Origin of the sequence: Candidatus Binatus sp. (genome assembly GCF_036567905.1) — a bacterium.
Taxonomy (GTDB): Bacteria; Desulfobacterota; Binatia; order Binatales; family Binataceae; genus Binatus.
In genome coordinates, this window is the sequence record NZ_DATCTO010000025.1 from 1 (window position 1) to 26,112 (window position 26,112).

The 26,112-nt window shown below is 60.6% G+C and carries 26 protein-coding genes and 1 pseudogene; 18 read left to right on the plus strand and 9 right to left on the minus strand.

Annotated elements, in window-relative coordinates; all coding sequences use genetic code 11:
- Positions 1–89: 89 nt before the first annotated feature.
- From VIO10_RS03785 to VIO10_RS03795, 3 genes are all read right to left on the minus strand, one after another.
- A complete protein-coding gene (locus tag VIO10_RS03785) occupies positions 90–524 on the minus strand; it encodes a hypothetical protein (RefSeq protein WP_331959577.1) in 435 nt (144 codons plus the stop codon).
- Positions 525–1,821: 1,297 nt separating this feature from the next.
- The gene (locus VIO10_RS03790) at positions 1,822–2,895 is read right to left on the minus strand and encodes a sulfotransferase (protein WP_331959580.1); all 1,074 of its coding nucleotides are present in this window, start codon (positions 2,893–2,895) and stop codon (positions 1,822–1,824) included.
- Positions 2,892–4,763: a sulfatase gene (locus tag VIO10_RS03795; RefSeq protein WP_331959583.1), complete on the minus strand. Its 1,872-nt coding sequence runs from the start codon at positions 4,761–4,763 to the stop codon at positions 2,892–2,894. The genes VIO10_RS03790 and VIO10_RS03795 overlap by 4 nt, the downstream gene beginning before the upstream one ends.
- A gap of 456 nt (positions 4,764–5,219) precedes the next feature.
- Here VIO10_RS03795 and VIO10_RS03800 point away from each other — a divergent pair, with 456 nt between their 5' ends.
- Positions 5,220–6,053 carry a hypothetical protein gene (locus VIO10_RS03800; protein ID WP_331959586.1) on the plus strand — a complete coding sequence of 278 codons (834 nt, stop codon included), beginning with the start codon at positions 5,220–5,222 and terminating at the stop codon, positions 6,051–6,053.
- Positions 6,054–6,073: 20 nt separating this feature from the next.
- Here VIO10_RS03800 and VIO10_RS03805 read toward each other — a convergent pair whose 3' ends face one another.
- The 4 genes and pseudogenes from VIO10_RS03805 to VIO10_RS03815 all read right to left on the minus strand — a co-directional run bounded on the left by VIO10_RS03805 (position 6,074) and on the right by VIO10_RS03815 (position 8,740).
- Positions 6,074–6,658 carry a hypothetical protein gene (locus VIO10_RS03805; RefSeq protein ID WP_331959589.1) on the minus strand — a complete coding sequence of 195 codons (585 nt, stop codon included), beginning with the start codon at positions 6,656–6,658 and terminating at the stop codon, positions 6,074–6,076.
- 36 nt (positions 6,659–6,694) lie between these two features.
- Positions 6,695–7,585, minus strand: a complete 891-nt coding sequence (locus VIO10_RS03810) for a sulfurtransferase (protein ID WP_331959592.1) — start codon at positions 7,583–7,585, stop codon at positions 6,695–6,697.
- A gap of 308 nt (positions 7,586–7,893) precedes the next feature.
- A pseudogene (locus VIO10_RS16180) lies at positions 7,894–7,998 on the minus strand (MaoC family dehydratase); the annotation flags it as partial.
- A gap of 4 nt (positions 7,999–8,002) precedes the next feature.
- Positions 8,003–8,740, minus strand: a complete 738-nt coding sequence (locus VIO10_RS03815) for a potassium channel family protein (protein ID WP_331959595.1) — start codon at positions 8,738–8,740, stop codon at positions 8,003–8,005.
- 253 nt (positions 8,741–8,993) lie between these two features.
- Between VIO10_RS03815 and VIO10_RS03820 the strand changes: the two genes are divergently transcribed.
- Both VIO10_RS03820 and VIO10_RS03825 read left to right on the plus strand, forming a co-directional pair.
- Positions 8,994–9,860 (plus strand): response regulator transcription factor, encoded by an 867-nt coding sequence (locus VIO10_RS03820; RefSeq protein ID WP_331959598.1) that lies wholly within the window; start codon positions 8,994–8,996, stop codon positions 9,858–9,860.
- A 192-nt stretch (positions 9,861–10,052) separates the two neighbouring features.
- Positions 10,053–10,736: a hypothetical protein gene (locus VIO10_RS03825; protein ID WP_331959601.1), complete on the plus strand. Its 684-nt coding sequence runs from the start codon at positions 10,053–10,055 to the stop codon at positions 10,734–10,736.
- A 69-nt stretch (positions 10,737–10,805) separates the two neighbouring features.
- On the opposite strand, the gene VIO10_RS03830 is transcribed toward VIO10_RS03825, so the two are convergent.
- Positions 10,806–12,065, minus strand: coding sequence for a cytochrome P450 (locus tag VIO10_RS03830; protein WP_331959604.1), 1,260 nt, complete (start codon positions 12,063–12,065; stop codon positions 10,806–10,808).
- A 63-nt stretch (positions 12,066–12,128) separates the two neighbouring features.
- Entirely contained in the window at positions 12,129–12,323 is a 195-nt protein-coding gene (locus VIO10_RS03835; RefSeq protein ID WP_331959607.1) for a ferredoxin, read from the minus strand.
- 242 nt (positions 12,324–12,565) lie between these two features.
- Between VIO10_RS03835 and VIO10_RS03840 the strand changes: the two genes are divergently transcribed.
- From VIO10_RS03840 to VIO10_RS03905, 15 genes are all read left to right on the plus strand, one after another.
- Positions 12,566–14,515, plus strand: a complete 1,950-nt coding sequence (locus tag VIO10_RS03840; protein ID WP_331959610.1) for a S9 family peptidase — start codon at positions 12,566–12,568, stop codon at positions 14,513–14,515.
- A 102-nt stretch (positions 14,516–14,617) separates the two neighbouring features.
- Complete coding sequence (locus tag VIO10_RS03845) at positions 14,618–15,460, plus strand: LLM class F420-dependent oxidoreductase (protein WP_331959613.1); 843 nt, start codon at positions 14,618–14,620, stop codon at positions 15,458–15,460.
- A gap of 114 nt (positions 15,461–15,574) precedes the next feature.
- Complete coding sequence (locus VIO10_RS03850; protein WP_331959616.1) at positions 15,575–16,033, plus strand: Rrf2 family transcriptional regulator; 459 nt, start codon at positions 15,575–15,577, stop codon at positions 16,031–16,033.
- A 54-nt stretch (positions 16,034–16,087) separates the two neighbouring features.
- Positions 16,088–16,285, plus strand: coding sequence for a YezD family protein (locus tag VIO10_RS03855; RefSeq protein ID WP_331959619.1), 198 nt, complete (start codon positions 16,088–16,090; stop codon positions 16,283–16,285).
- 159 nt (positions 16,286–16,444) lie between these two features.
- On the plus strand, positions 16,445–17,917 hold the full coding sequence (locus VIO10_RS03860; RefSeq protein WP_331959622.1) for an OprO/OprP family phosphate-selective porin: 1,473 nt from the start codon (positions 16,445–16,447) through the stop codon (positions 17,915–17,917).
- A 13-nt stretch (positions 17,918–17,930) separates the two neighbouring features.
- Positions 17,931–18,962 (plus strand): sulfate ABC transporter substrate-binding protein, encoded by a 1,032-nt coding sequence (locus VIO10_RS03865; protein ID WP_331959625.1) that lies wholly within the window; start codon positions 17,931–17,933, stop codon positions 18,960–18,962.
- Positions 18,963–18,974: 12 nt separating this feature from the next.
- On the plus strand, positions 18,975–19,802 hold the full coding sequence (gene cysT / locus VIO10_RS03870; protein WP_331959628.1) for a sulfate ABC transporter permease subunit CysT: 828 nt from the start codon (positions 18,975–18,977) through the stop codon (positions 19,800–19,802).
- 8 nt (positions 19,803–19,810) lie between these two features.
- Positions 19,811–20,695 carry a sulfate ABC transporter permease subunit CysW gene (gene cysW, locus VIO10_RS03875; protein ID WP_414645311.1) on the plus strand — a complete coding sequence of 295 codons (885 nt, stop codon included), beginning with the start codon at positions 19,811–19,813 and terminating at the stop codon, positions 20,693–20,695.
- Positions 20,692–21,762: a sulfate ABC transporter ATP-binding protein gene (locus VIO10_RS03880; RefSeq protein WP_331959634.1), complete on the plus strand. Its 1,071-nt coding sequence runs from the start codon at positions 20,692–20,694 to the stop codon at positions 21,760–21,762. The genes cysW and VIO10_RS03880 overlap by 4 nt, the downstream gene beginning before the upstream one ends.
- A 109-nt stretch (positions 21,763–21,871) precedes the next feature.
- A complete protein-coding gene (locus VIO10_RS16185; protein ID WP_349259221.1) occupies positions 21,872–22,147 on the plus strand; it encodes a type II toxin-antitoxin system RelE/ParE family toxin in 276 nt (91 codons plus the stop codon).
- Between the two features lie 50 nt (positions 22,148–22,197).
- Positions 22,198–22,524 carry a HigA family addiction module antitoxin gene (locus VIO10_RS03885; protein WP_331959637.1) on the plus strand — a complete coding sequence of 109 codons (327 nt, stop codon included), beginning with the start codon at positions 22,198–22,200 and terminating at the stop codon, positions 22,522–22,524.
- 80 nt (positions 22,525–22,604) lie between these two features.
- Complete coding sequence (gene msrB, locus VIO10_RS03890) at positions 22,605–23,243, plus strand: peptide-methionine (R)-S-oxide reductase MsrB (protein WP_331959640.1); 639 nt, start codon at positions 22,605–22,607, stop codon at positions 23,241–23,243.
- 6 nt (positions 23,244–23,249) lie between these two features.
- Positions 23,250–23,840 carry a GNAT family N-acetyltransferase gene (locus VIO10_RS03895; protein WP_331959643.1) on the plus strand — a complete coding sequence of 197 codons (591 nt, stop codon included), beginning with the start codon at positions 23,250–23,252 and terminating at the stop codon, positions 23,838–23,840.
- A gap of 41 nt (positions 23,841–23,881) precedes the next feature.
- The gene (locus VIO10_RS03900; protein WP_331959646.1) at positions 23,882–24,646 is read left to right on the plus strand and encodes a crotonase/enoyl-CoA hydratase family protein; all 765 of its coding nucleotides are present in this window, start codon (positions 23,882–23,884) and stop codon (positions 24,644–24,646) included.
- 195 nt (positions 24,647–24,841) lie between these two features.
- Entirely contained in the window at positions 24,842–26,056 is a 1,215-nt protein-coding gene (locus VIO10_RS03905; protein ID WP_331959649.1) for a DEAD/DEAH box helicase, read from the plus strand.
- Positions 26,057–26,112: the final 56 nt, after the last annotated feature.

The following is a 26,112-nucleotide window of genomic DNA, read 5'->3' on the forward strand; positions in this document are numbered from 1 at the left end:
CTCGGTCTTTGCCCCGGCCTCGTGTTCGCGCAGCACCCCGATGATCTGCTCCTCGCTGAAGCGACTCCCTTTCATTGTCCGTCTCCTTTTCAGGCGACGGACTCTACCTCATTTCGGCTGAGTTTTCGGGGTGCAGGCCAAGGTGTTCGTAGTTGCTTGGGAGACGGTGGTTCGTTTAGTTCTCTGAGTGCCTTTTTGTGCTTCTCGATGTCGAGAATGAGACCGTGTTGCTGCTTCTCAAGTTCAAGGTCTTTAACAAGGTTCTCCTTGTCCAATCGACCGAGTTCAGCCTGCGTCCGCCTCAGCGCGAGGAGTTCGCGATGCGCGGCAGTGGCCTGTTCCAACAAAGCCAATGCCTCCTTGCGCGTTCGCCGGAGCGATCGCATTTGGACGCGCTTTCGTGCTTCCTGAAACCATCCGTCATAATCTTCCAGTTGTGCTGGGACGCCGCCGATACCGAGAACTTCGGCGACTTTTACTACTTGATTGTGCAGGCTACGCTCCTGATCGTCTGTACTGCCCATTGCTCGTCCTCGCCTGAATCTATTTAAACCATATCGGCGCGAACGCCGATATTGCTGTGGTCTAACGACCCATAAGTACATAGCCACAAAAAGGTCCAATAACGGTTGAAACCCTCCAAGCGCGCGCTTTATCGGTTTCTGGAAAAGCCAGTAGACGCACCAAACTAAGCCACCTGCGATCACGTATGCTAAAACGGTCCCGGTTGGGCTCACTCCGGCGAGTTGAGAAAGAAGAGCGCCCACACCAAAAAAAAGAAACCCAAGGAGTACCAGCGCGATACTGGAGAACGATATCGCTAGGATACCAGGGACCCATAGTGCGAAGAACAGCAAAATGAATCCCCGAATAATCCAAGCGAGAATCGGGTCATTCGTGATGTTCCAGACAGGAAGTACAAATGGCAAAAAGATGGTGAACGGCGAATTGTATTTGACTTGACTTATAAAGCACACTACCCAGAGGACAAAACAAATAGTCCAGTAGTAGGGATCGTGCTTAGTTTTGGTTTTTAGTGGGGGCTTCACGCCGCACCGTCCTGGAGCATTCGCGGAACGTGATAGCGTGAGTGGAACGAGAGGCAGTGGTCGCCGACCGATAGGGAAGCCCGAACGATGGGGAGGGGAATTTACGATAGGAGATTCGCGGATACTCCCTCTCGTTAGACGAGGGACGGTGCGGCAACCCGTAAACCCGTGAAAACACGTAGTTTTCGTGCCTCCGTCGCAAATTTTTTGCGTACCGTTCGCGGACAGTCGGCGGGTACTTTAGTCCAAGTGTGATTTCTTGTAAACTGATGGAAACCTCTGCCCATTCGGGCAGGGGTGCATGGCGTTATAAGCCGTCGTTGACGGAAGGGCGTCATGGACTTCGGTTCTCCCAATTATTGGGAGAGGCCGGAGCGTAGGGTGATAGACCCTGAGAGGTGGTACTCGATTGACGCAATAGCGTCGCATTGGAGCGTGAGCAGGGATACGGTGATCCGACGGATCGAGCAGGGCTTGATAAAGGCATTCGTGGTGCCGTCGAAGCCCTCGAATCGGAAACGGGCATACAAGAGCCGGAGGATACAGGGAATCGAGATTTTGAAGATTGAGCGCGAGCACGTGGCATAAGGTACGAGGCGGTTCGAAAGAGCCGCCTTTTTTGTGTGTTCCAGATACGGTCCAGTAGGCCGCGTTTTCCCCGTTTTGGGCGTATCGAGAGTGTAGGAAAATCAAATAGTTTCGGCGCTCCCGATGGGGTGAATGGTTCAATTCCCCCCGCCTCCACCATCCCCTCGCCAGCCACCAGTGGCGGTTAGCCCGGCGCGTAACCGAATTCGTCGAACAGTTCAGGCCAGCGAGCTTCTACCAGCTGGCGCCAATCTTCGCCTGAACCTGTCGTGGAGCGCGGATGTTGCGCCATATACGCGCTCACCTTGGGCAACAGAGAGGACGGATCGCCGAGCGCCAGTCGTTCGTACAAACGCTCAATTGTACCGCACGGGTCGGCAACCACTTCCTCGTAGCGGATGGTCACAGCCCTGTCCGCCGGCAAATTCCGCAGCGAGCTTTTTAGCCTTCGTTCCAACGCCAGCCGCGTTTCCAAAATCCGCTCGATCAACATCTCCTGCGCGAGCGGTGCGGCCAGTGCATAGCGCTCCCACATGCCCTGCCAGAGCTTCAGCGTAGAAGCAAAAACAGCGCATGGCTCGCGTACCAGCCGAATGAACATTGCGCCGGGAAAGAGAATGCTGAGCCTCGGAATTCGAAACGAGTTGGCCGGAGATTTGACCAGCAACCGCTTGTCCGCGCCGCACAGGTACGCTGTCGCTTTCAATATCCACGTAATCGCGTCGTTCCATTTTTGCTGCTGTGCCCGCCCGAAACGGTCGGGATCGCACAAGGCCTCGAACTGATGGAGCGCGGAGGGAAACACGAACGCCTCATATGGTGAGGTCGCGCCCATGCAGAGCAGGGCGAACTCTTCCTCCTGCGGTGAGGAACCTGAAACGGTCATGTCGCCGGTCGGCCGGGCGAGTTGTCTTGTGGAGGGCGCGCGGTGGCGCGTGAGCAGAAAGTGATGCGGATTGAAGCAAGCGTAGGTGCTCGGAGCAGCAAAGGACTCGTCGAGCGCGAGCAACTCGTGCAGCAGAGTCGTTCCGCTACGCCAATGCCCCACGAGGAACAGCGGCGGCCTGAGATCGAGTTGGTCAAAGGTGCGCCGGTACAACCGCTGCTGGAGCATCCCCAGCGCCGACAGCATGCTGCCGGTCAGGTGGAAGCGCAATTCCAGCGCGCGATCGATCGGTTCGCGATGGCGGCTGCGGATACTGCGCCATGCGGAGAGATTCAGATTGAATACCGGCCGTGACCAGGCGCCCGAATTCATGGACCGCAGACCGGCGGCCCGCAATTGAGCGAATCGCAAAAGCGCCGCTTGATGTCCTGGACCAGCGCCATCGCCACGCCAGGAGTAAATGCGGCGTAGCGCGTTTCGTCGGGGTCACGGGCGATATCGAAAAGCTCGGTGCGTCCTGAGGGAAAATACAACACAAGATGATAGGGACCGGAATTCGCGGCGATCGTTCCGACCTCGGGCCGGCTGAATGCACTTGATTGGGCGAGATACATCGAAATGGCGGGTTGCGGCGGGGACGGCGCCCGCGCCGCACCAATGAGCGGATGGCCATCCATCCATGACGGTCTCGCGATTCCGAGCACGGCAAGAAGCGTGGGCGCGACATCGGAGAGGTCGCCGTTTTCGGTTTCGGTGTAGCTGTGGCTCTGGCCCGGCAACGAAATCAGCAGCGGAATGTGGGTTTCGGCATAACGCAGATCCGGCGATTCGTGGGTCCACCAGCCGCCGGAAAAGTTCTCGCCATGATCGGCGGTCACCACCAGGACAGTGTTCGCGTCTTGATGGCTGGTCGCCATCCAGTCAAGGAACTCCCCCAAAGCACTGTCGCACTCGGCGATACTTTCGCCGTAGCGCAGCCTCAGCAAGTCGACTTTGTGTTGCATCTCTGGTGGATAGTACAGCGGGGGTGTTTGGAAAAAGTACTGCGCTTGAGTGGTGAACTCGGAACCCGGCAGAAACCGGCCCCGAAAGCGGGCGTCCGTCATGTACGGGGCATGGGGTGGGTACAGGTGAATCCACAGGAAGTAGGGCGTGCGCGCGCCGCGGATAAAGTCCCGGGCAGAGGCAAAGACCGCGCGCGGTTCGACCCAGCTCGCCTTGTTGAATCGGTCGAAAAGAGAACCGAAATTCCTGAGCGCAAGGACGGCGAGGTCGTTGGCGGCGTCGGACAGCAGGCCATGGCGCAATTGGAGCAGAAAGGTTCCGGGAAAAAACCAGGAGTTCACCGGAGGCCAAGGCAGGCTCGAAAAGGAATCCGCGAGCCGCAAAGTCAGGGGATGGGCCGCTGGATTGGTAACGATTGCCGCAGTCGTATATCCGTGCTGGCGCAGTATCCAGGCAAGGTTGTGCTGGCGCAGGCGGTGAGGGATGTGCCCATTGAGTTGGAACACCCGATTGGTCAGCGGGTACTGGCCGGTCAACATCGAGGCGACCGCCGGCGTGGTGAAATCCGAGGTCGAGACGAAGTTGACGAAGTTGTAACTGCGCTGGGCGAGCCGCTCGAATCGCGGCGTGGTCGGCAGCCCGTAGCCATAGAGTGACATGTCCTGAGCGGTCAGCGCATCGAAGCTGATCAATACCACGTTAGGCTTGGCCTGGGGATTCGGTGTGAACCGCTGCGCCTGCGGCATCGGATCGAAGCTGCGCCAGCCGAGGCCTCCGGCCAGCATGGGAATCAGCAGCAGCGGACAGGCCGCCAGTACAATCTGTGCTGATTGGTTGAGTCGGTTGAAAAGCGCGAAAGCAGATTGCCAGCCGAAGAACTTAAGCAGAGCGATTGCCGCGAGGATCAGCCCCGCGCTCAGGCTAACGTTCACGATCGGAGCGCCCAGAGGGCCCACTAGCGCAAGGAGGCAGAAGATCGAGCTTGCGAAGGCGAGGAACCCCGCGCAATTAGCATCGGCCTGATCACTCCACAGCTTGAGCGCGCGGCCGCCGGAGAGAACGAGAGTGAGAAATGTCGCGCCCAAAGCTTCCAGCAAAAGAATGGCCGAGATTTCCAGTGCCAGTTGGGCGAGCGCATCCCACTTCGAGAGAAAATAGAACCACGGATGCAGCTGGACGGCGAGAATCGGCGCGAGAAAAAGGACGGTTATCACCGCGAGGCTGCGAAACAGCAACCACCATCGCCGGCCCACGATTTACTTTCTAACCTCGGGCGCGGCGCCGGGCGAATCGATTCTTTTCCATCGGTCACGGACGGATTTGGCTAACCGTCTGATTTCCTTACGGCAGTAAAAGAGGAACGAAAGGAAAATCGATGCGAGCGGGACCAGGATTTGTGACAGGAATCCTCCCGCGTTAGGGTCGATGTAGGCCCAGCATTCGCCTCGCCACGACAGGACAAGGAGGATCGCGGTTGCACCGGTTGCAATCGCGGACCAACGACGCGCGGCGTATGGCGCATCACCCCCGCGGCTGTAAGCCGAAATTTCCATTTTGATCACCCTAACTGAAGGGAACATACCGCAAATCTCCGCTCAGGCGAAGTTTGAGCGCGGGTTCCCGTCGTTGCACTTCGCCCGGAATAATGTGTGTACTGTCGATTGGATCGAACGGCTGAAGGAACCGACCAGATGCTCCCTGCTAATGCCGCGCCGCTGGCAATCGCGCTCCTCGGACTGCTGCTCGGGATGCGCCATGCTACCGATCCCGATCACGTGATCGCGGTCACGACCATTCTCAGCCGCGAACGCCGCCTGGTCGTTGCGGCCCGGGTCGGTGTCGTATGGGGACTCGGCCACACGCTGACCGTGCTGCTGGTGGGCGCCGCCATCATAGTTTTCAAAATTGCGATCCCGGCCCGGCTCGGACTGGCAATGGAATTCGCGGTCGCGGTCGTGCTGATTATGCTCGGCGTCGGCGCGGCAGCAAGCTTGATTCGCAAAGCGGCGACTCGGATGCGCGCGAGTTCATCGGGGCAGGACGGCCTGGTCGTCCATGCGCACGCTCACGCCCACGGCGGCGCGGTGCATTTGCACCCGCACGTTCACGTTGGTCCTCGGGAAAATACCGGCGATGCGATGCATCACGATCATCGCATCCCCGCCGACCGATTGCCGCCGTTCGCCGCGCGCCGTCCGCTGCTCAGATCGTTTGCGGTGGGCCTCGTCCATGGACTCGCCGGCAGCGCCGCGATTGCGTTGCTGGTCCTGAGCGCGATTGCGCAACCGCTATGGGCGACGCTCTACCTTGCGATTTTCTGCATCGGTACGATCATCGGAATGGGGCTCATCACAACCGCAATCGCCACGCCGTTCATGGTCGTGTCGCGGCGAGCGTCACGGATCCATCAAGGCCTCATCACCGGCACGGGACTTCTGAGTTTCGGCTTCGGCCTGTTCCTCGCCTACCAGATAGGTATCGTTGACCATCTGTTCAGCGCCGCTCCCATCTGGATTCCGCGATGAAGGAGCGGGCCCCGGGCGCGTCAGGATTCGAGCCTATTCAGCGGAACCCCGCAGCTCACGCCGACGCCCTCCATCGCCTTTTCGAGGGGTACATCGAGGGCGCTCGCCACCGTGCTCGTGTAGCGCATCAGCGCCACCGCGGCGACGATCTCGACGATCTCGGCGTCGGTCCAGCCATGGTTGCGCAGCTTGTCGGTCATCTCGTCGGTGACTGCAGCGGGCCGGCGCCCGACGACCCGCACGAAGTCCACCGCCGCGTTTTCCTTGTCGGTCAGTCGCGGGGATGCCTTCCCCTTGATCAGATCCAGGCACTCCGCATGGCTCCACGTCTTGCCCATCAGGGCGATCATGTGGGCCGCGGTGCAGTACTCACATTCGACCTCGTACGCCGTGACCGCAAAGAAGACTCGTTTCAGCTCCTCGCGGATGCTCCCCTCGCGCGCCGTGCTCAGACTCAAGGTCCACAGCGCGTCCGTTGTTTCCGGCAGGTAATTCAGCGCCTTTTGGAGCCCAGGAACCATCTTGTAGTAGGCCTTGACCCTGTCGAAGACCTCTCGGCGGCGGCCCTCGGCCTGATCGGGATTCAACAGTCTTACTCGCGCCATCACTGACTCCTTATGGCCGATATGGCCGAACTTAACCTATTTGCTGCCGCGCGATCCGGCCTCGACCGGCCGCTCCGGGTCGGCGCCCCACTCCATCCACGACGCGTCATAGAGGGCGGCGTTCTCGTGGCCGAGGACATAGAGCGCAAAAAGGGCGAACGACGCAAATACACCACCGCCGCAATAGGTGATCACCCGCCGGCCCGCTTCGAGTCCCAGCGGCTGCCAGAGTTGCGCCAGTTCGGAGGCCGGCAACAGGGTCTGGCTGGCGGCATCGAGGTTGGCCGGTGCCGGCACGTTGTGCGCCGTCGGGATGTGACCCGCCCGGTGGGTCCGGTAGAGGCGCGCCCGTCCCGAGAAGAAGACCTCAGGCAGCGCATCGACGATGCAGACATCAGGATGTCCGATTGCCTGCATCACCTCATCTGCGTTGACGCGCAACTCTGGACGGACACGCGCCCGAAACGTCGCCGGCTTGGGATCGGGTGCCCGTCGCTCTACTGGACGCCCTTGCGCTTCCCAACGGGTGAACCCTCCGTCGAGCAGCTTGACCGCGTCGTGGCCGTAGTAGCGCAGCGCCCACCAGAGGCGGGCTGCCCACGTCCCGCCGCGGTCATCGTACACCACGACCGTCGTATCATTGGAGACCCCGAGACGACTCATGAGAGCCTCGAAGCGCTCGGGCGACAATATGGTAAGTGGATCGTCGGGATCAGCGAGGTCGGCCATCACGTCCAGGAATGCCGCCCCCGGAATGTGACCCTGGCCGTGGGCCTCGCGCCCCGAGACGGCCTCCATTGACCCAGCGGAGGTCGCCCTGACGTCATAGCGTGCATCCAGCACACGAACGGAGGAATCGCCGAGGTGATCGGCCAGCCACTGCGTCGATGCCAGCGCTTCGGGGTGCCGATACTGCTCAACGCCCATTGCCCGCTCGCCTCTTTGGTCGCTGGCTCAAGGACTGCTCATCGATTCCCGACGGAGCAACCCTACCTTCGGACGTGGAGGCTGTAAAGGTCAAGTGGCTTTGGGTGCGCAAGCCGGACGGTCTATCTCCAGCCCGGCTTCAGCGCGACTGGAGAATGCGCACCCCGCGCGGCAGTGAACTATTCATAGGCGGCCGTGGCGCGGCTTTTCTCTCTCCTAAGAAACAGGATTCAGTAGTACCTCGCCGCAAGAGCGATCGACCAGCTCGAAGCCGGGCAGTTTGGCGGGTTTGCGCAGGGACTTGAGCTTGTGAGCGCGCAAAAGATCAGATTGTCAGTTTCCGTAATCGTACGCGTGATCGCGTGCTTGAATACCCGTCCGACTTCGAATTCTTCGAAATAAAGTCCGGACATCCGGCTAACGCTCCTCTTTCATCGATTGAGCGATCTCGAGACCGACCAGCCGCGCGATCAGAATAGCCATATACAATTGGCCGAACACCGCCTCCATCACCGAGAGGCTGCGGGCGCCCTCGGAGACCGGCAGGACATCTCCGAAACCCGTCGTCGTCAGGCACACAAAGCTGTAGTAAACGAAGGTGTGAACCGAGGCGACGAGCGGCGACATGTTGCCCGTCGGCTTCTGAATGAGTGCGGAGCTGAACGAACCGGGATACCGCAATTCGATGAATGCGAAGGCATAGGCCCACGCGACGCCAATCAGCAGGTAGGCGCAAATTGCGGCGCTTATAATGTCGAAGGAAACGCTCTTTACCGTGAACAGCCTGGATACCAGGGCAAAGACGGTCACGGTCAGGAACAGACACGAAGAGACCGCGCCGGCCATCTCGAGCGTTGGATTCACCGTGAATTGCAGCGCCAATCGGCTTCCGATCGCAGGCACCATCAGGATTAGCGCAATCGTGAAGTAGGTCTTGGTCGTGCGAAATGCATAAAGAGCGGACAGCAGCACAAGCGATATCGTCGCGGTCGCAAAAATCTGCGCGAAGGCGTGAGCCGAGAAAATCGGCTGCGACACGAGCAGCAGCAGAATCGTCGCGAGCAGAACGGTAAATCTGCCGGGCCAGTTGTGGCGCGCCAACCCCAGCTGTCGCCATAGCGCCGAAGGGCTCAGGACGCTGGCTTTCTCGCTCATAGTGTATCCGTTTCGCGCAACCGGACCGCCAGTGTCAAGGCGAGCATTCCGGCCGCGACAAGCGAGGCCGCCGTCTCATCATGTCCCAAAGCGCGACATGGCTCTCTCGGCTTCGGTCAGTCGTTGACCTCGTACGGCCCCTCAGCGACGTAGTCTGGCCACAGCTCTGCGCTATCTGCGCCTTTGCGTGTCATCGCCGCAAGGCACGCACATTGCGTATCAGCGCAGGGTCAATCCCGCCTGGCGGAGTGCGTTGGCGCCTGGCAGTTCGACTGTTCGGCATTTTTTCGGCAGCAAGGAGCACCAGTCCCCCATGGACCAGATCATCAAACAATCTATAGCTGGCAGGAGATTCGCCTTGATGGGATTCGAAACGCCCGAGGCGGATTCGATCATCGTGGCGTTGGGGACCGCCCGTGGATTCGGCCACGTGGTCGGAGCGGTGCCGAATATTCCCGGGCTCAACTCCTTTTCTCCTTTCGACGCTTGCTTCATCAACGCTTCGGCCATCGGCATTGGCGACCAACCGTCCCCGATCGAGATGATCGCGCGCAGCCGCAAGCCGGCGGTCATCATCGGCACGTACGAGGAAGTCGCGGCGCGATTCGCAGCGGTCGCCGACCTCAACCGCGACTTCATGACGCGCCCGTGCCAGCCAGAGGAATTGTTGCTCAGGGCCTTCCGCATCCTCAGATTCGTCGAGAGCGCGGCAGTTGCGATTCAATCCTCAGCTCGAAACGGCGCCCGGCGCATAGTACTGGCCGATGACGACGCGACCACCGTCGTCATGATCTCAACGATCCTGAAGCACTTTAATTTCGAGTGTGATATCGCCCGCGACGGTGAGCAGGCATTTGATATTGCCCGTAAGAAAAAACCCGACCTGGTGCTGCTGGACGTGGCGATGCCGAATATGGACGGGTTCGAAGCGCTGACCGCTCTGCGCAGCGATTCGGCGACCAGGAGTATGCCGGTAATCCTGGTCAGCGCGCATCGCGACGAAGCTGAAGTGGTTAAGGGTTTCTCGCTCGGCGCCGATGACTACATCACCAAGCCCTTCAACTCGGGCGAACTGATGGCTCGGATCAGCCGCGTCTTGCGTGAACCGGGAGATAGATGACCGCAGCCGTCTGACTCCCGGGGCTCGCGCGCAGCGGCCTATATTCATTCGCGACTCGAATAATCGAGCGCGCACGGCGCCCCGCCGATTCCTTCCGTAAATTAGTCAGTCCGCCGGTCACGGCGGACAACTAATCCGTTTGGCTTCAAGGCCAATAATCGCAATCATTGTCGGCGGAGGACCTTCAGACCGATGGCCGCAGAACATGTTGTTTTTTTGTTTGACGTCGATAACACCCTCATCGACAACGATCGCATCGTTGCCGACATGAAGCGCAATCTCGAGCGTGACATCGGTTACGACCAACAGCAGCACTACTGGGAATATTTCGAGCAGTTGCGCACCGAGCTCGGCTACGCGGACTATCTCGGCGCGCTGCAACGCTATCGGGTCAATCATCCGCGCGACTTCGGAATCATCGCGGTGTCGTACTTCCTGATGAACTACCATTTCGCGAACCGGCTGTTCCCGTGCTCGCTCGACGTGATTGAACAATTCCAACAATACGGCGAGACGGCGATCCTGTCCGATGGCGACATGGTCTTTCAGCCGCTCAAGATCGAGCGGTCGGGACTGCGCGAAGCCGTTGATGAAAAGGTGATGATTTACATCCACAAGGAACAGGAACTCGACGACGTGAGGGCCCGCTATCCTGCCGACCATTACGTGCTGATCGATGACAAGGTGCGAATCCTGGACGCGTTCAAGAAGGCGTGGGGCGCGCGCGTGACGACGGTGTTCCCCCGGCAGGGGCATTACGCCGCCGATGCGAAGGAGACGGCCAAGTACCCGGCGCCCGACGTCACGGTGGATAGAATCGATCAGCTGCGCGACTACGATCTTGCGCGCCTGCGTGCGGGATCGAGCCCCGACTGAGAGCCCAGTCGCGCGGCGCACTCACGCAAGATCGAACAACAGGATTCTTCGCTTGGCTCAGACGCGGCCTCAGGCTGGGGCAGCCGCCGGCGTCATCTTCATGCGGATCGGCATGTGCTTGATTCCGCCGACGAAGCTCGAGCGCAGCCGGTCAACAGGACCGGCGAGTTCGGCGTGATCGAGGCGCTGCGCCAGTTGGCTGAAAATCACCTTCAGTTCGAGCCGCGCCAGGTTGGCGCCGAGACAGGAATGCTGGCCGATGCCGAATGCGATCTGCGGATTCGGATCGCGGCTGATGTCGAACTTGAAAGGCTCCGCGAAAACTTCTTCATCGCGGTTCGCCGACGGATAAAACAGGCATACCGATTCGCCAGCTTTGATTTTCTGGCCGCGAATCACCGTATCTTCGGTCGCGGTCCGCGCGAACTGAATAACCGGTGATGTCCAGCGCACGATCTCTTCGACCGCCGAGTCGATCAAGGCGGGATTGCGCTTGAGTTTTTGCCACTGGTCCGGATGCTCGATGAAAGCTTGCAGACCGCCGGTGGTCGCGTTGCGTGTGGTCTCGTTGCCGGCCACGACCAGCAGGAAATAGTACGACAGCATCTCGAACTGCGGTATCGGCTGGCCGTTGACCTTGCCGTTGGCGACGACGCTGGTGATGTCGTTGGTCGGGTGCTTCATCCGGTCCACCACCATGTCGGTGAAATACTGGAACAGGCCCAGCCGCGAACGATCCATCGTCTCCTGCGCGGTCGTTCCCGCCTGGAACTCGGGGTCGCCGCCGCCGATCGTCTCGTTGGTCCATCTGAAGAGTTGTTCCCAATCTTTATGCGGAACACCCAGCAACTCGGCGATGACGGCCAGTGGAATCTTCGACGATACGTCGGTGACGAAGTCGCACTGGTCGCGCCCGGTCACGTCGTCGAGCACCTGTCGCGTGATGCTCTCGATTTCAGGCTGCATCGGACGCACCTGGCGCGGCGTGAAATGGCGGCTGACAACCGCGCGATATTCCCCGTGTTCCGGTGGATCCATGTCGAGCAGATGGCGGAACGGCGGCGTCGGACCGCGCTCGATCCCGTTCTCGTTGACAAACACCAGCAAGCGGGGACCGTTGAGGAACAGTCGCGGCTGCTTGGAAATCTGAATGATGTCGGCGTGTTTGGTGATCGCCCAAAATGGATCGGTCTTTGGGTACTCGCACCAGAAAACCGGTTTGTGCTTGCGCAGATACGTCCACTCGCGATGCGGATAGCCGTTTTTCGCGTAATGGTCGGGTCCAATGATGTTCAACGATTCCAGCGACAGTGCGTTCTCAGTTTCCATTGAAAAGTGTCTCCGCGATCCCGCGATTTCCGTCTCGAGTCTGCATTCCGGCCTGTCGGGCCGCTACTCGTCGCTGACCGTAATGGCCTGGCGGGGACACAGCCGCGCCGCAAGCTTGACCTTTTCGCGCATACGCTCGGGCGGACTGTCGATCAACAGATGGCTCTTGTCGTCGTCTCGCACCTCGAACACTTCCGGCGCCGTCTGCTGGCATTTCGTGTTTCCCTCGCACAGTTTCAGATCGACAACGACCTTCATTTGATGGCTTCTCCTTTTTAGTTGCCAGGGAACGCCGCCTGGCGCATCGATCATATAAGAGGGCAATTCCTGCGACTAGGAGCGTCGAGCAGCGGATAAGTAGCTGACCCGCCGGGCCACCGCCGGCCGGTAAGGATGCAGGCAATGCCTGTGCACCCTTCATTCCGCGATTTTTTCTGTCATCCTTGTGATCGATGTTCGGATTCGCGTGGAAGGTTTCACTGATAACTGCGGTCCTCACGATGACTTCGGCAATTTCCCCGCCCGCCAGCTTCGCCCAGTCGCCACCGCTGATTCCGCGCGACACTCTGCTCGGCAATCCCGAGCGCGCCAATCCGCATATCGCGCCCGATGGCAAACGGCTGGCATGGCTTGCTCCCGATGAGCACGAAATCCTGCAGGTGTGGGTGCGAACCGTCGGCCAGCATGACGCGCGCGTCGTCACCGCCGACAAGCGCCGTGGAATCCAATCCTACGGATGGGCGTTCGATTCGAAAACGATCCTCTACGCACAGGACGCCGCCGGCGACGAAAACTTCCACCTGTTCGCCGTCGATCTCGATTCGCACAACATCCGCGATTTGACGCCTTGGGAGGGCGTGCGCTCCGGGGTCGTCGCGTCCAGTCCGAAATTTCCCGGCCGGATACTGGTTGCCCTCAATCTACGGAACCGCAAATTGATGGACGTCTATCGAATCGACCTGCGCACCGGCGCCGTCGAACTCGATACCCAAAACCCCGGCGACGTTGCGGGATGGCTGGCCGACGACGACCTGATCGTGCGCGCGGCCACGGTCACGACCCCGGACGGCGGCACCGAGCTTCGGATTCGCGACAGCGCGGCTGGTCCGTGGCGCACTTTGATGAAAGCCGCGATGGAAGACAACCTGGCGGCGCTGGACTTAAGCCTGGACGGGCAATCGATCTTTCTCAGCAGTTCGATCGGGACGGACACCGCTCGCCTGGTGCGCCATGAGATCGCGTCGGGGATGGAAACGGTTGTCGCGCACAGCGACGATGCGGACCTGAGCGACGCGATGATTCAGCCGACCCGTCACGTCGTGCAGGCAGCCGCGTTCGACCCCGGCCGGATGCACTGGACCGTGGTCGATCCGTCGGTTCAGGCCGACTTCGACGCGATCGCGAAAATCACCACCGGAGATTTCACCGTCGTTGACCGCGACCTCGCCGACCACACGTGGCTCGTCTCGTTCGTAAGCGACCGTGCGCCGGCGCGCTACTACTCGTGGGATCGCGCGGCAAGGAAAGCGACCTTTCTGTTCAGCACCCAGCCCAAACTCGACGACGCGCCGCTCGCTGCGATGAAGCCGGTTGAATTCGCCGCCCGCGACGGAATGAAAATCAACGGTTACCTCACGCTTCCAGTCGGCGCGCCGCCAAAGAATCTCCCGCTTGTGCTCGCGGTGCACGGCGGACCGTGGGCGCGCGACAGTTGGGGCTTCAATCCCTACATCCAACTGCTGGCGAACCGGGGCTACGCCGTGCTGCAGATAAACTTTCGCGGCTCGACCGGATTCGGAAAGAAGTATCTGCACGCCGGCGACCGCCAATGGGGCCTCAAGATGCAGAGCGACCTGAGCGACGGCGTCAAGTGGGCCGTGGATCAAGCGATTGCCGATCCGAAGCGAGTCGCGATATTCGGCGGTTCGTACGGCGGCTACGCGGCGCTGGCCGGGGCGGCTTTCACGCCCGAGCTGTATCGATGCGCCGTGGACGAATGCGGCCCGTCGAATCTGTTCACGTTGTTGGAGTCATTTCCGCCGTATTGGGAAGTCGCGCGTTCGCTGTTCTTCACCAGGGTTGGGAATCCCGGCGATCCCAAGGACAAGGAGCTGCTGACCGCGGCGTCGCCGCTGTTCTCCGCCGACAAAATAAAAATCCCGATGCTGATAGGCCAGGGCGCAAACGATCCACGCGTGAAGCAGGCCGAAGCCGAGCAGATCGTCGATGCGATCGCCAGGCATCACGGGAGCGCGGCGTACGTCTTATATGCCGACGAAGGCCACGGCTTCGTGCGGCCCGAAAACCGGCTCGACTTCACCGCCCGCATGGAAAAGTTCCTGGCCGACAATCTGGGCGGGCGCTACGAGCCGATGAAAGGCGATTCCATTCCCGGCGCGACCGCGAAGCTCCGCGTCGTAGGCGCATCGCCGCCGACGCATCAGAACTAGCATTGTCGCAGCGCGCGCGAATGCTTCGCCCATCAGTTGTGCTATGAAACTGTACGCGGCGCGGACGAAGCCCCCTTGCCGCCTGATCCGGGAGGAATCGCCATGACCGAATTCGGAATCTCGATGTTCCCGACTGACTACGCAATCCAGCCGATCGAACTTGCGCTCGCGGCTGAAGAACGCGGCTTCGAGTCGATGTTCTTTCCCGAGCACACTCACATACCCGCGTCGCGCAAGACGCCCTTCCCCGGCGGAACCGAATTGCCAAAAGAGTACTGGCATACGCACGATCCGTTCGTCGCGCTCGGCGCGGCGGCCGCGGTAACCAAAAAACTCAAACTCGGCACCGGTGTATGCCTGGTGGTCGAGCGCGATCCGATCACGCTCGCCAAGGAAGTGGCGTCGCTCGACATGATTTCGGGCGGCCGCGTGATCTTCGGCATCGGCGCGGGCTGGAACGTCGAGGAAATGGAGAATCATGGCGCGGTGTTCAAGCGGCGGTGGAAAATCGTCAAGGAAAAAGTTCTCGCGATGCGCCAAATATGGACCAGGGAGGCGGCCGAGTTTCACGGCGAGTTCGTGAACTTCGATCCGATTTGGTCGTTTCCCAAACCGGTGCAGGCGGGTGGGCCGCCGATTATCCTCGGTTCGCAATCGCCCAGGACGTTCGATCGCGTCGCCGAGTATTGCGACGGATGGATGCCGATCAATATGCCGCGTTACGATCTCGCCGCCAACCTGAAAGCGCTTGCCGAAGCGGGGACGAAGGCCGGCCGCAAGAAACTTCCCGTCTCGATGTTTGGCGTCGGTTCAAACGAGGAACACATCAAAACATTCCTCGACCTTGGCCTCGATCGGCTGATTTTCGCGCTGCGCCCCGCCCCGCGCGATACCGTGCTCCCGATGCTCGACAAGTACGCTCGGCTGAAGGACAAGGCGCGCTGAAGCGAAGCAGAAATGTTCTGTCCGGCAGCGTCTAAATATTTTTATTCAGAGGCTCTTGACTGAATTAGTCTCAATCTTTAATCTAGCGACCCTATCGAGTAAACGGTCGATAAGATGCTTTCGAAAAAGTCGAAATACGCACTCAAGGCGATGATGGTATTGGCCAAGGAATACGGTCAGGGACCCGTGCTCATTTCTGATTTGGCCCAGCGCGAAGATATTCCGCGCAAGTTTCTGGAACTGATCCTGCTCGAACTCAAGAACCAGGGACTCCTCCAGAGCAAGAAGGGTAAGGGCGGCGGATATTTTCTTCGCCGCGATCCTCAGCTGATCAGCGTTGGGCAAATAGTACGCTTACTGGACGGGCCAATCGCACCATTGCCATGCGTCAGCAAGATGGCATACATGCGATGCCGTGAATGCCGCGACGAGCGCACCTGTGCAATTAGATTTGTGATGAAGGAAGTCCGCGACGCGACCGCGAAGATAATGGACTCGACTTCGCTGGCCGACATGCTCAAGCACGTCGAGGCGGTAGTGACCGGCAAGGAATCGTTGAGTTTTGCGATTTGAAACCAGGCGCGCTCTTTTTTTTGGGCTTAGTCTAGTCACCCAATGGGATAAAGGATGAAAGCCGAATCAATTCTTTCCGGCCGGCGCGAGGTTCAGCCCGAGCCCGAGCCAGGCGACGAGATTCTGCGGCGCATCGCAAGCGCCATCAGCGGCGTGCGTTTCGGCTCGGTAGAGGTCGTAATCCAGGACTCGCGAGTCGTGCAAATCGAGCGCAAAGAGAAATTTCGCTTCGACAAGCCCGGTCGTGGGTAACGGCAGTCGCCGATCGAAATGAATTGTCAACGACCATCGAAAATTCAGGGAGGAGCCCGGACCAGGGAAGGATCCGGTGCGCCATGAATAGAGCCGTCACTCACAACCGCGAGCTGACCGGTCATCCGGAAGTTCCCAAGACGATGAGGGGCTTTCGAGATGAGAAAATGCACTTTGCCGATCCTGCCAGTCCTGCTGGCGGCGGCAATCACCGGGGTGTTTATCCCCGCCGAGGCGGCGCATGCGCAGTCGAAGCCGTCCACCGATCCGAGAGATCAGGAAATCGAATTGCTCAAGAAGGAAGTGAAGCAACTCGAGCAGAGAGTCGACACGCTGGAAGGGCTTGACCAAAAAGTGAAGGTCATCGACCGCAAACTCGAAGTTCAGGAGGGGACCCAGCAGCGAAAGGCGCTCGAGATGCCGATCGCCAAGGTGGGCGACGAGGGATTCTCGCTCTCTTCGCCCAACCACGACTACAATATCGGTTTCGGCGGAATCTTCCAGGGCGACGGCCGCTTCTTCACCAGCGGCAGCGATAAGGACGTCGGCAGCACATTCTTCCTGAACCGAGTGCGCCCGATTGTCACCGGCTCGCTTGCGAAGTACTACAACTTCAACATCACGCCCGACTTCGGCCAGGGCAAGGTCGTACTGCAAGACACCTACCTCAATATCACCTATTTCGATTTTGCCAGCCTGAGGGCCGGGAAGTACAAGGCGCCGCTGGATATCGAGCGCCTACAGTCGGATCGCGACCTGGAATTCAGCGAACGTTCGGAGATCCAGAATTTGGTCCCGAACCGCGACACTGGCTTCGACCTGCACGGCGGACTTCTGGACGGCCGCGTCTTCTATGACGCCGCGCTGATGAACGGAGTGCCGAACAACACCGCGTCGGATACGGTTGACATTGACAACAACGACGGCAAGGACTTCGTCGGCCGCGTCTTCACGACGCCGTTCGAACTCAGCGAAAACGAATGGCTCAAGGGGCTTGGGTTCGGTTTCGCCGCGTCTTATGGCGATGAGCGCGGCAGCACGACCTCGTCCTACAAGACCTACGGCCAGAGCACCTGGTTCTCCTACACCAAGGGCGTGACGGCGTCAGGATTGCGCACGCGCCTCGAGCCGCAGGCCTACTACTACTGGCGCAGCTTCGGGTTGTTAGGCGAATACGCGTCGGATCAGCACTCGCTGAACAGGTTCGTTACAGTCGGGAAGGGCGGCCCGTCCATAAGGCAAATCAACGACACCGACAGCTTCAGCGACGACGGCTACATGGTGCAGGGCTCCTACCTGTTGACGGGCGAAGACGCGTCCTACGGGTGGGTCAAGCCGACTCATCCGTTCGACCCGCGGATCGGATGGTGGGGCGGATGGGAGTTGGCCGCCAGACTCAGCAACCTCGCCACGGATTCCCGCCAGTTCAAACTGGGTTTCGCCGATCCGACCGTGTCCGCGAAGACTGCGACCGAGTACGCGCTGGGTCTCAACTGGTATCTGAGCTCCAACACTAAATGGCAGTTCGACTACGCGCGCACGTTCTTCGACGCGGGCGCCGGTGTGCCGGGCGCGGTCAAGGACCGGCCGGACGAAAGCGTCTTCGAGTCGCAACTGCAGATTTCGTTCTGAGCAACGGCAAGGAATGTTTGGTCGCAGACTGAAATTGACCCATACCCTCGCCGCCATCGCGGTCGCGGCAAGCGTTGCCCTCGGCGTGGGCGCTGCGCGCGGAACTCAAGTCACAATCCTCAACGCATCGTACGATCCGACCCGCGAACTTTACCAATCGATCAACGCCCGGTTCGCGAAGGATTGGAAAGCGAAGACCGGCCACGACGTCACCGTCTACCAATCGAACGGCGGCTCGGGCAAGCAGGCCCGCGCGGTAATCGACGGTCTGGATGCCGACGTGGTGACGCTCGCCCTCGCTGGCGATATCGATGCGATCGCCGAGAAGGCGAACCTGCTCCCGTCGAACTGGCAATCGCGGCTGCCCGACAACAGTTGTCCCTACACTTCGACCATCGTGCTGGTGGTGCGCAAGGGAAATCCGAAAAAGATCCACGACTGGGATGACCTGGTAAAACCGGGCGTCTCGGTAATCACGCCCAATCCGAAGACCTCGGGCGGCGCGCGATGGAATTTCCTGGCCGCGTGGGGGTACGCGCTCAAACGCAACGGCGGCGACGAGAAAAAGGCGGCGGCGTTCGCCGGCGCGCTTTACAAAAACGTGCCGGTGCTCGATTCCGGTGCGCGCGGCTCGACGACCACTTTCGTCGAGCGCGAAATCGGCGACGTGCTGATCGCGTGGGAAAACGAGGCGCGGATGGCGATCAAGCAATTTGGCGCCGACCAGTTCGAGATCGTGTATCCGTCGGTCAGCATCCTGGCCGAACCTCCCGTCGCGTGGGTGGACAAGGTGGACGGCCGTCGCGGCACGGCCGCCATCTCCAAGGCATATCTGGAGTTCCTGTACGCGCCCGCGGCCCAGGAAATAATCGCGCAGAATTTTTTCCGTCCGCGCGACAAGGCCGTCGCCGCGAAGTATGCGAGTCAATTTCCAGGCATGAGCCTGCTGACGATCGATTCGGATTTTGGCGGATGGAAAAAGGCGCAGCCCAAGTTTTTCGCCGACGGCGGCGTATTCGACAAGATCTATCAACCGGGAAATTAGGAACGCAAAGAGATGGCGACGAGACGCAACAACGTGCTGCCGGGATTCGGCCTGACGCTGGGCTTCACCCTGGCGTACCTCGGAATCGTCGTGCTGATTCCGATCTCGACGATCTTCTTCAAGACTTTCACTCTGACCTGGCCGCAGTTCTGGGCCGCGGTCGCAAGCCCGCGCACCATTGCGGCCTACCGGCTGAGCTTCGGCGCCTCGGTGGCGGGAGCTTCGGTTAACTCGGTGTTCGGGTTCATCGTGGCGTGGAGCTTGGTGCGCTATGAATTTCCCGGGAAGATGCTGATTGACGTGATGGTCGATCTGCCGTTCGCGCTGCCGACTTCGGTGGCGGGAATCACTCTCACCGCGATTTATGCGGGCAACGGATGGATTGGGCGGTACCTCGCGCCGCTTGGAATAAAAGTCGCGTACGCTCCGCTCGGAGTGGTAGTCGCGCTTGCTTTCGTCGGGCTGCCGTTCGTGGTTCGCACCATCGAGCCGGTGCTCGAGGATCTCGATCAGGAATACGAGGAGGCGGCGGCGACGCTCGGCGCAAGCCGCTTACAGACGTTCGTATTGGTGATCGCGCCCGCGCTGATTCCCGCGCTGCTGACTGGATTCGCACTTGCGTTCGCGCGCGCGCTCGGTGAATACGGCTCGGTCGTGTTCATTTCAGGCAACATGCCGATGCGTACCGAAGTGGTGCCGCTGCTGATCATGAGCAAGCTCGAGCAATTCGATTACGCCGGCGCGACGGCGATCGCGGTGGTGATGCTGACGGCGTCGTTCGTGATTCTGCTCGGCATCAACCTGCTGCAAAGGTGGAGCAGCCGCCGCCTGGCGGCTTGAGGGTGCAGATGGGCGGCCAGCCGCAACGCGAACCGAAAAGACCCGGGACGGCGGATCCGCCGATGGTCAGGCTCGCGCTGATCGCGATCGCGCTGGTGTTCCTGGCGCTGTTTATTTTCATCCCGGTGCTCGCGGTTTTCGCCGAGGCGCTGCGCAAGGGCGTCGGCGCTTACTTTGCCGCAATCGCCGATCCTGAGGCCCGCGCCGCAATTCGGCTGACGCTGATGACCGCCGCGATCGCAGTGCCGCTCAACGTTACCTTCGGAATCGCCGCATCATGGGCGATCGCGCGCTTCGATTTTCCCGGCAAGCAAACTCTGCTGACGCTGATCGACATACCGTTCTCGGTCTCACCGGTCATCGCGGGGATGCTGTTCGTGCTGCTGCTCGGGGTGCGCGCGCCGCTGGGCGCCTTCCTTGCGGATCACGGCGTCAGGGTGATCTTTGCGGAGCCGGGAATCGTGCTCGCGACAATCTTCGTCACATTTCCGCTGGCCGCGCGCGAGCTCATCCCGATCATGCAGGCGGTCGGCAGCGAGGAGGAAGAAGCCGCGATCGTGCTGGGCGCCGGCGGATGGCAAATGTTTTTTCGGGTGACGATCCCCAACGTCAAATGGGGGCTGCTTTACGGGCTGGTGTTGTGCAACGCGCGCGCGATGGGCGAGTTCGGCGCGGTCTCGGTGGTTTCGGGGCATATCCGCGGGCACACGATCACGATGCCGCTGTACGTCGAGATTCTTTACGATGATTACCAGTTCGTGGCCGCGTTTGCGGTCTCGTCGCTGCTTACCCTGCTTGCGATCGCGACGCTCATCGCCAGGCGTTTCCTGGAGCGCCGGGTGGTTCCCGTAAAGCAGGCGCACGACGGCCTGACGGTCAAAGTTGCGCCGTGAGTATCGAGCTCAGAAACATAACCAAGAAGTTCGGCGACTTCGTTGCGGTTGACAATATCAACCTGCATATCGAAACCGGCGAGCTGGTCGCGCTGCTGGGTTTGTCGGGGTCGGGCAAGACCACGCTGCTCAGGATAATCGCCGGGCTGGAAACGCCGGACGCCGGCGAGGTGCTGTTCCATGGCGAGGACGCCAGCGGCGTCGCTGTTCGCGAGCGCAAGGTCGGGTTCGTATTTCAGCACTATGCGCTGTTTCGCCACATGACGGTCTTCGAAAACGTCGCCTTCGGGCTGCGCGTGCTGCCGCGGCGCGCGCGCCCCGCCGAGGCCGTGATCGCGCGGCGCGTGCATGAGCTGCTGAAACTCGTGCAGCTTGATTTTCTTGCCGATCGCTACCCCTCGCAGCTCTCCGGCGGGCAGCGCCAGCGCGTCGCGCTCGCGCGCACGCTGGCCGTGGAGCCAAAAGTTCTGCTGCTCGACGAGCCGTTCGGCGCGCTCGACGCCAAGGTGCGGCAGGAACTGCGCCGATGGCTGCGGCGGCTGCACGACGAGATCAAGATAACCAGCGTCTTCGTCACTCACGATCAGGAAGAGGCGCTGGAACTCGCCAACCGGATCGTGGTGATGAACCAGGGGCGCATCGAGCAGATCGGCACGGCCGAGGAAGTCTATCACCATCCCGCCAACGCTTTCGTTTACAACTTCCTGGGTAACGTGAACCTGTTCCACGGCCGAATCGAGAACGGCCGCGTGTTTCTCGGCGATACTGCCGTCGAACTCGAAAATACCCACGCCCATGCGCATCCCGAGACCGGCAAGGCGATCCTCTACGTGCGGCCGCATCTGCTGGAAATCGTGATGCAGCCCAACGGCAAGCAGACCTTCCCTGCGACCGTGAAGTCGATCAACCCGGCCGGTCCGCAGGTCAAGATCGAGTTGGTCGCCGAGTGGGGCGACCTGGTGCAGGTCGAGATCGATCACGATCGCTACCAGGCGCTGCATCTGGAGCCGGGCGCGAACGTTTTTCTCAGACCCAGGGAACAGAAGCTGTTCGTCTATTCGATCTAGCGGTTTGCCTTCGTTCCCCTGGAGCCCGGTTATTTTCTTGCCGGATGTTGCACTGCGATTGACATTATGTCGCTGACATTATGTCGCATAGTATGCTACAGTGCGATTAGTGATCCGGAGCTTCCGACACAAGGCGCTCAAAGACCTGTTCGAGACAGGACGCAGTGCGGCGGTTCCGCCTCAATTGCGGAAGCGATGCGCGAACTTACTCGAAGTCCTGGATGAAGCCGAGAATTTGAGTGACTTGTCAGGGCCCGGATTCGGAACCCATCGGCTGCACACGAAGCCGCCACGATATGCAATGGCGGTCAATGGTCCGTGGCGGATTACTTTTCAGTTTGAGAATGGCGACGCTTTGCTGGTCGATTTGGAACAGTACCACTGAGACGCCAAAATAACTCTAGGGTTAATCCTAGTGCTGAGGATTTTTGGGAAATGAAGCCGGAGTATGCCGCCGATCGCAAGAAGCTAGCCGCCCGCAGGCCGATTCATCCCGGTATTATTTTTGCCGAAGAGGTGATGCCTGAACTGCGGCGTCATCGGACGATTGGTGAGATTGCCACTCTGCTCGGCGTGAGTCGTCAGACTTTACACCGCGTGATGGCCGGCGACATCTCTATCAGCTCCGAGATGGCCGTTCGCCTGGGCAAGCTATGCGGCAACGGCCCGGGAATTTGGATCAGGCTGCAGGGGCGGTACGATACGTGGGAAGCTGCGCGCCGGCTTGTCGATGAGATCGAGAAAATACCCACTTTGGCATAGCCCGATTACGCCGCGTGGGGAAGCGCGCGGCCTTCGAAGCCGCTGTCTAATATGCAATGATCAAGACCGCGGGTCGAAAGTTGGCTGAAGCCGGGAATAATTCCGCTGGGCGCAACGAGCGTCTGATCGGGCGGCGAGTGTTCATCGCCGCGATCGCCGCGGTACCGGCGATCATCGCATTCGGTTACGCTGAAATCGCCGCCACATCCGATGCATCCGGTAATTCGCCGGATTCGGACGCGCCGGGCGTAGTCAAAGTATCGATAGTAGAGTTCACCGATTCCGGCCAAAGAAAGGGACTCGTGATGGAAGATAAAGTTGTCAAGACGGACGAGGAATGGCGCAAAGAGCTGAGCCCGGAGCAGTACGAGGTCACGCGCAAAAAGGGCACCGAGCGGCCGTTCCAAAACCTGTACGCCGAGAATCACGACCAGGGTCTGTATCGATGCATCTGCTGCGGCAACGCGCTGTTCAGCTCGGACACCAAGTTCGAATCCGGCACGGGATGGCCGAGCTTCTATCAGCCGATCGCGCCGGAGAACATCACGACGGAGACCGATCGCTCATTTTTCACGAAGCGGACCGAGGTGTTGTGCGCGAAATGCGACGCGCATCTTGGGCACGTGTTCGACGATGGTCCGCGGCCGACCGGGTTGCGCTACTGCATGAATTCCGCGTCGCTCAAGTTCATCAAGTCCGACGAACCCAACAAGACGTGAGTCACGATGGCCCGCGCGCCGTCGTTGCGCGAGCTGCCATCAGGAGATCGCGACATGCTCAGCGACGCGCGGAAATATTGCGTGGATGCCACGATGCTCGACGGCGCCGCGATCCGGATCCGCGCGATTCGCCCCGACGATCAGGAACGCCTGCACCAGCATTTCAGGGGGCTGAGCGAACAGTCCGTCTACTTTCGTTTCATGGGGGCCAAGCGCGATCTGTCGCCGCACGATCTCAACCGTCTAACCGAACTCGACTTCCACAATCACGTCGGTCTGGTCGCGACCGTGACTGAGAACGGGCGCGAACGTTTCATCGGCATCGGCCGCTACATTTGCGGCTCCGATCCGCATCGCGCGGAGGTCGCGTTCGCAATTCTTGACGAGTTCCAGGGCCGCGGCATTGGCACTGTGCTGCTCGAACATCTGAGCCTTATCGCCGCCGCAAACGGGATCGCGCAGTTCGAAGCCGACGTGCTCGGCGACAACCGCCAGATGCTGGAGGTGTTCGCGCATAGCGGCTTTCAGAGCCGTCGCTCTTTGGATTCGGGCGTCGTGCATCTCTGCTCCTCGACCAGCAAAATGTTGAAAGGGTAAGTTCTTTTGGGCAATCGCACTAAAGCCGGGGAGGTCATTCGATGAGTCTGGTCGAGTTCGCAATCGAGGGCGAAATCGCCATCGTAACTATCAACCGTCCCGAGGCGCGCAACGCCGTCGATCAGCCCACCGCCGCGGCGCTCGCCGGCGCGATGCGCCGTTTCGACGCCGACGACGCACTCTCGGTCGCGATCCTGACCGGCGCGGGCGGGGCGTTTTGCGCGGGCGCAGATCTGAAAGCGGTCGCTACCGATCGCGGCAATCGCGTGACCGAGAACGGCGACGGACCGCTCGGATGCACCCGGATGATCCTCAGCAAGCCGGTGATTGCGGCGGTCGAGGGATTCGCAGTCGCGGGCGGAATCGAACTGGCGCTGTGGTGCGACCTGCGCGTGGCCGCTCGCGACGCGACCTTCGGCGTGTATTGCCGGCGTTTCGGTGTGCCGCTGGTCGATGGCGGCACGATCCGGCTGCCGCGCTTGATTGGGATGAGCCGTGCGATGGACATGATCCTGACCGGCCGTGGCGTCTCCGGCGAAGAGGCGTTCGCGATGGGACTTGCGAATCGCGTCGTCGAGCCGGGCACTGCCTTGGCGCAGGCGCGCGAACTGGCCAAACAAATTGCCGGCTTCCCGCAGCGATGCATGCGCTCGGACCGGATGTCTGCATACGAGGGCTGGACGCTGGCGCTCGGCGATGCGCTCAAAAACGAGTACCACCACGGGATCGAAACGATCCGCTCAGGCGAGACCCGCGCCGGCGCCGAGCGCTTCGCGTCGGGAGTGGGCAAGCACGGCAAATTCTGAGGCAGGCTCGATTTGACTGCTGCTGGCCGCCGGGGGCCATTGTGCCGCTGCACTGATTCCTGTACCTTACTTCCAAGTCAATCGTGACTTTATGCGCGCGTCGGATTCCGTGACGCCACCCTCTCAACCCATCAGACCCACACGTTCGGTACTTTTACGAACTGGAATCCGGGGCTCTGAACCATAGGATACTGTTTGTCGTTTTCTGAATTTCCTGTATCACCCGAGATCCACCGTTCAATCAAAGACCGCGGTCATCACACACCGACCCCGGTCCAGGCCGGAGCTATCCCGGTTGCGCTCAGCGGGCGCGACGTGGTTGCCACGGCTGAAACCGGCAGCGGCAAGACCGCGGCCTTTCTGATCCCGACTATCGACCGGCTGCATCGCAAGAACACCCGGCATCTCGCCGCGCTGGTGATCATGCCCACGCGCGAGCTTGCCGCGCAGGCCGCGCGCGAGTTCGATCTGATCGCACGCCATACCCGCATCCGCTGCGCGACCGTGGTCGGCGGCGAATCCGAACGGCGCCAAATCGACGAGATTCGCAAGGGCGCGCAAGTGCTCGTCGCGTGTCCCGGACGGCTCATCGATTTTATCGAGCGCGGCATCGTCAAGCTCGACAAAATCGAAGTCGTGATCATCGACGAAGCCGACCGGCTGCTCGACATGGGCTTCCTGCCGCAACTGCGCCGGATCATGCGGATGGTGCCGAAAAATCGCCAGACCATGATGTTCTCGGCGACGATGGCGTCCGGTCCCGAAATGATCGCGCGTGAATTCCTGACCACGCCCGAGCGCGTCACGGTCGGCGGCAAATCCGCGCCGCCCGCACAGATTCGCCAGTCGATTTATCCGGTCACGCTCGAGAACAAGGGGCCCGTGCTGCTCGAGATTCTCAAGCGTCCCGAAGTGGAGAGCGCGATCGTCTTCACCCGCACCAAGAGCCGCGCCGACCGGGTCGCCAAGATGCTGCAACGCGCCCACGTCAACGCGGTGCAGATCCACGGCGATCGCTCACAGAGCCAGCGCAATGCGGCGTTGGCGGGCTTCCGCGCGCACAAGTTTCGCGTGATGGTCGCGACCGACGTGGCCGCCCGCGGACTCGACATCCCCGACGTTTCGCACGTCATCAACTTCGATCTTCCCGACGAGACCGACGGCTACATCCATCGCATCGGCCGCACCGCCAGGATGGGCAAGGCGGGCGAAGCGATCAGCCTGGTCACGCAAGAGGAACGCGTCAACCTGGCGCGGCTGGAACGCACGCTCGGCAACGCGCTCGATCGCGAGCACGTCGAGGGTTTCGAGAAAATCGAAATTCACGCGCCCAAGCCGGTGACCGTCTTCCGCTCGTCGGGCGCGCGCAATCGATCGGCGCGCAATCGCCCGCGCTCGCGCTGGGCGTAACCGCCGCAATTTCCCGCAAATGAGTCCGGCCACCACCGTGCCGATCGCAACCGCGA

What these genes read in the sequence shown, in the direction of transcription:
- VIO10_RS03785 (WP_331959577.1), bottom strand. Translation starts at nt 524, where the DNA reads ATGGGCAGTACAGACGATCAGGAGCGTAGCCTGCACAATCAAGTAGTA.
- VIO10_RS03790 (WP_331959580.1), bottom strand. Translation starts at nt 2,895, where the DNA reads ATGAATTCGGGCGCCTGGTCACGGCCGGTATTCAATCTGAATCTCTCC.
- VIO10_RS03800 (WP_331959586.1), top strand. Translation starts at nt 5,220, where the DNA reads ATGCTCCCTGCTAATGCCGCGCCGCTGGCAATCGCGCTCCTCGGACTG.
- VIO10_RS03805 (WP_331959589.1), bottom strand. Translation starts at nt 6,658, where the DNA reads ATGGCGCGAGTAAGACTGTTGAATCCCGATCAGGCCGAGGGCCGCCGC.
- VIO10_RS03810 (WP_331959592.1), bottom strand. Translation starts at nt 7,585, where the DNA reads ATGGGCGTTGAGCAGTATCGGCACCCCGAAGCGCTGGCATCGACGCAG.
- VIO10_RS03815 (WP_331959595.1), bottom strand. Translation starts at nt 8,740, where the DNA reads ATGAGCGAGAAAGCCAGCGTCCTGAGCCCTTCGGCGCTATGGCGACAG.
- VIO10_RS03825 (WP_331959601.1), top strand. Translation starts at nt 10,053, where the DNA reads ATGGCCGCAGAACATGTTGTTTTTTTGTTTGACGTCGATAACACCCTC.
- VIO10_RS03830 (WP_331959604.1), bottom strand. Translation starts at nt 12,065, where the DNA reads ATGGAAACTGAGAACGCACTGTCGCTGGAATCGTTGAACATCATTGGA.
- VIO10_RS03835 (WP_331959607.1), bottom strand. Translation starts at nt 12,323, where the DNA reads ATGAAGGTCGTTGTCGATCTGAAACTGTGCGAGGGAAACACGAAATGC.
- VIO10_RS03840 (WP_331959610.1), top strand. Translation starts at nt 12,566, where the DNA reads ATGACTTCGGCAATTTCCCCGCCCGCCAGCTTCGCCCAGTCGCCACCG.
- VIO10_RS03845 (WP_331959613.1), top strand. Translation starts at nt 14,618, where the DNA reads ATGACCGAATTCGGAATCTCGATGTTCCCGACTGACTACGCAATCCAG.
- VIO10_RS03850 (WP_331959616.1), top strand. Translation starts at nt 15,575, where the DNA reads ATGCTTTCGAAAAAGTCGAAATACGCACTCAAGGCGATGATGGTATTG.
- VIO10_RS03855 (WP_331959619.1), top strand. Translation starts at nt 16,088, where the DNA reads ATGAAAGCCGAATCAATTCTTTCCGGCCGGCGCGAGGTTCAGCCCGAG.
- VIO10_RS03860 (WP_331959622.1), top strand. Translation starts at nt 16,445, where the DNA reads ATGAGAAAATGCACTTTGCCGATCCTGCCAGTCCTGCTGGCGGCGGCA.
- VIO10_RS03865 (WP_331959625.1), top strand. Translation starts at nt 17,931, where the DNA reads ATGTTTGGTCGCAGACTGAAATTGACCCATACCCTCGCCGCCATCGCG.
- cysT (WP_331959628.1), top strand. Translation starts at nt 18,975, where the DNA reads ATGGCGACGAGACGCAACAACGTGCTGCCGGGATTCGGCCTGACGCTG.
- cysW (WP_414645311.1), top strand. Translation starts at nt 19,811, where the DNA reads ATGGGCGGCCAGCCGCAACGCGAACCGAAAAGACCCGGGACGGCGGAT.
- VIO10_RS03885 (WP_331959637.1), top strand. Translation starts at nt 22,198, where the DNA reads ATGAAGCCGGAGTATGCCGCCGATCGCAAGAAGCTAGCCGCCCGCAGG.
- VIO10_RS03895 (WP_331959643.1), top strand. Translation starts at nt 23,250, where the DNA reads ATGGCCCGCGCGCCGTCGTTGCGCGAGCTGCCATCAGGAGATCGCGAC.
- VIO10_RS03900 (WP_331959646.1), top strand. Translation starts at nt 23,882, where the DNA reads ATGAGTCTGGTCGAGTTCGCAATCGAGGGCGAAATCGCCATCGTAACT.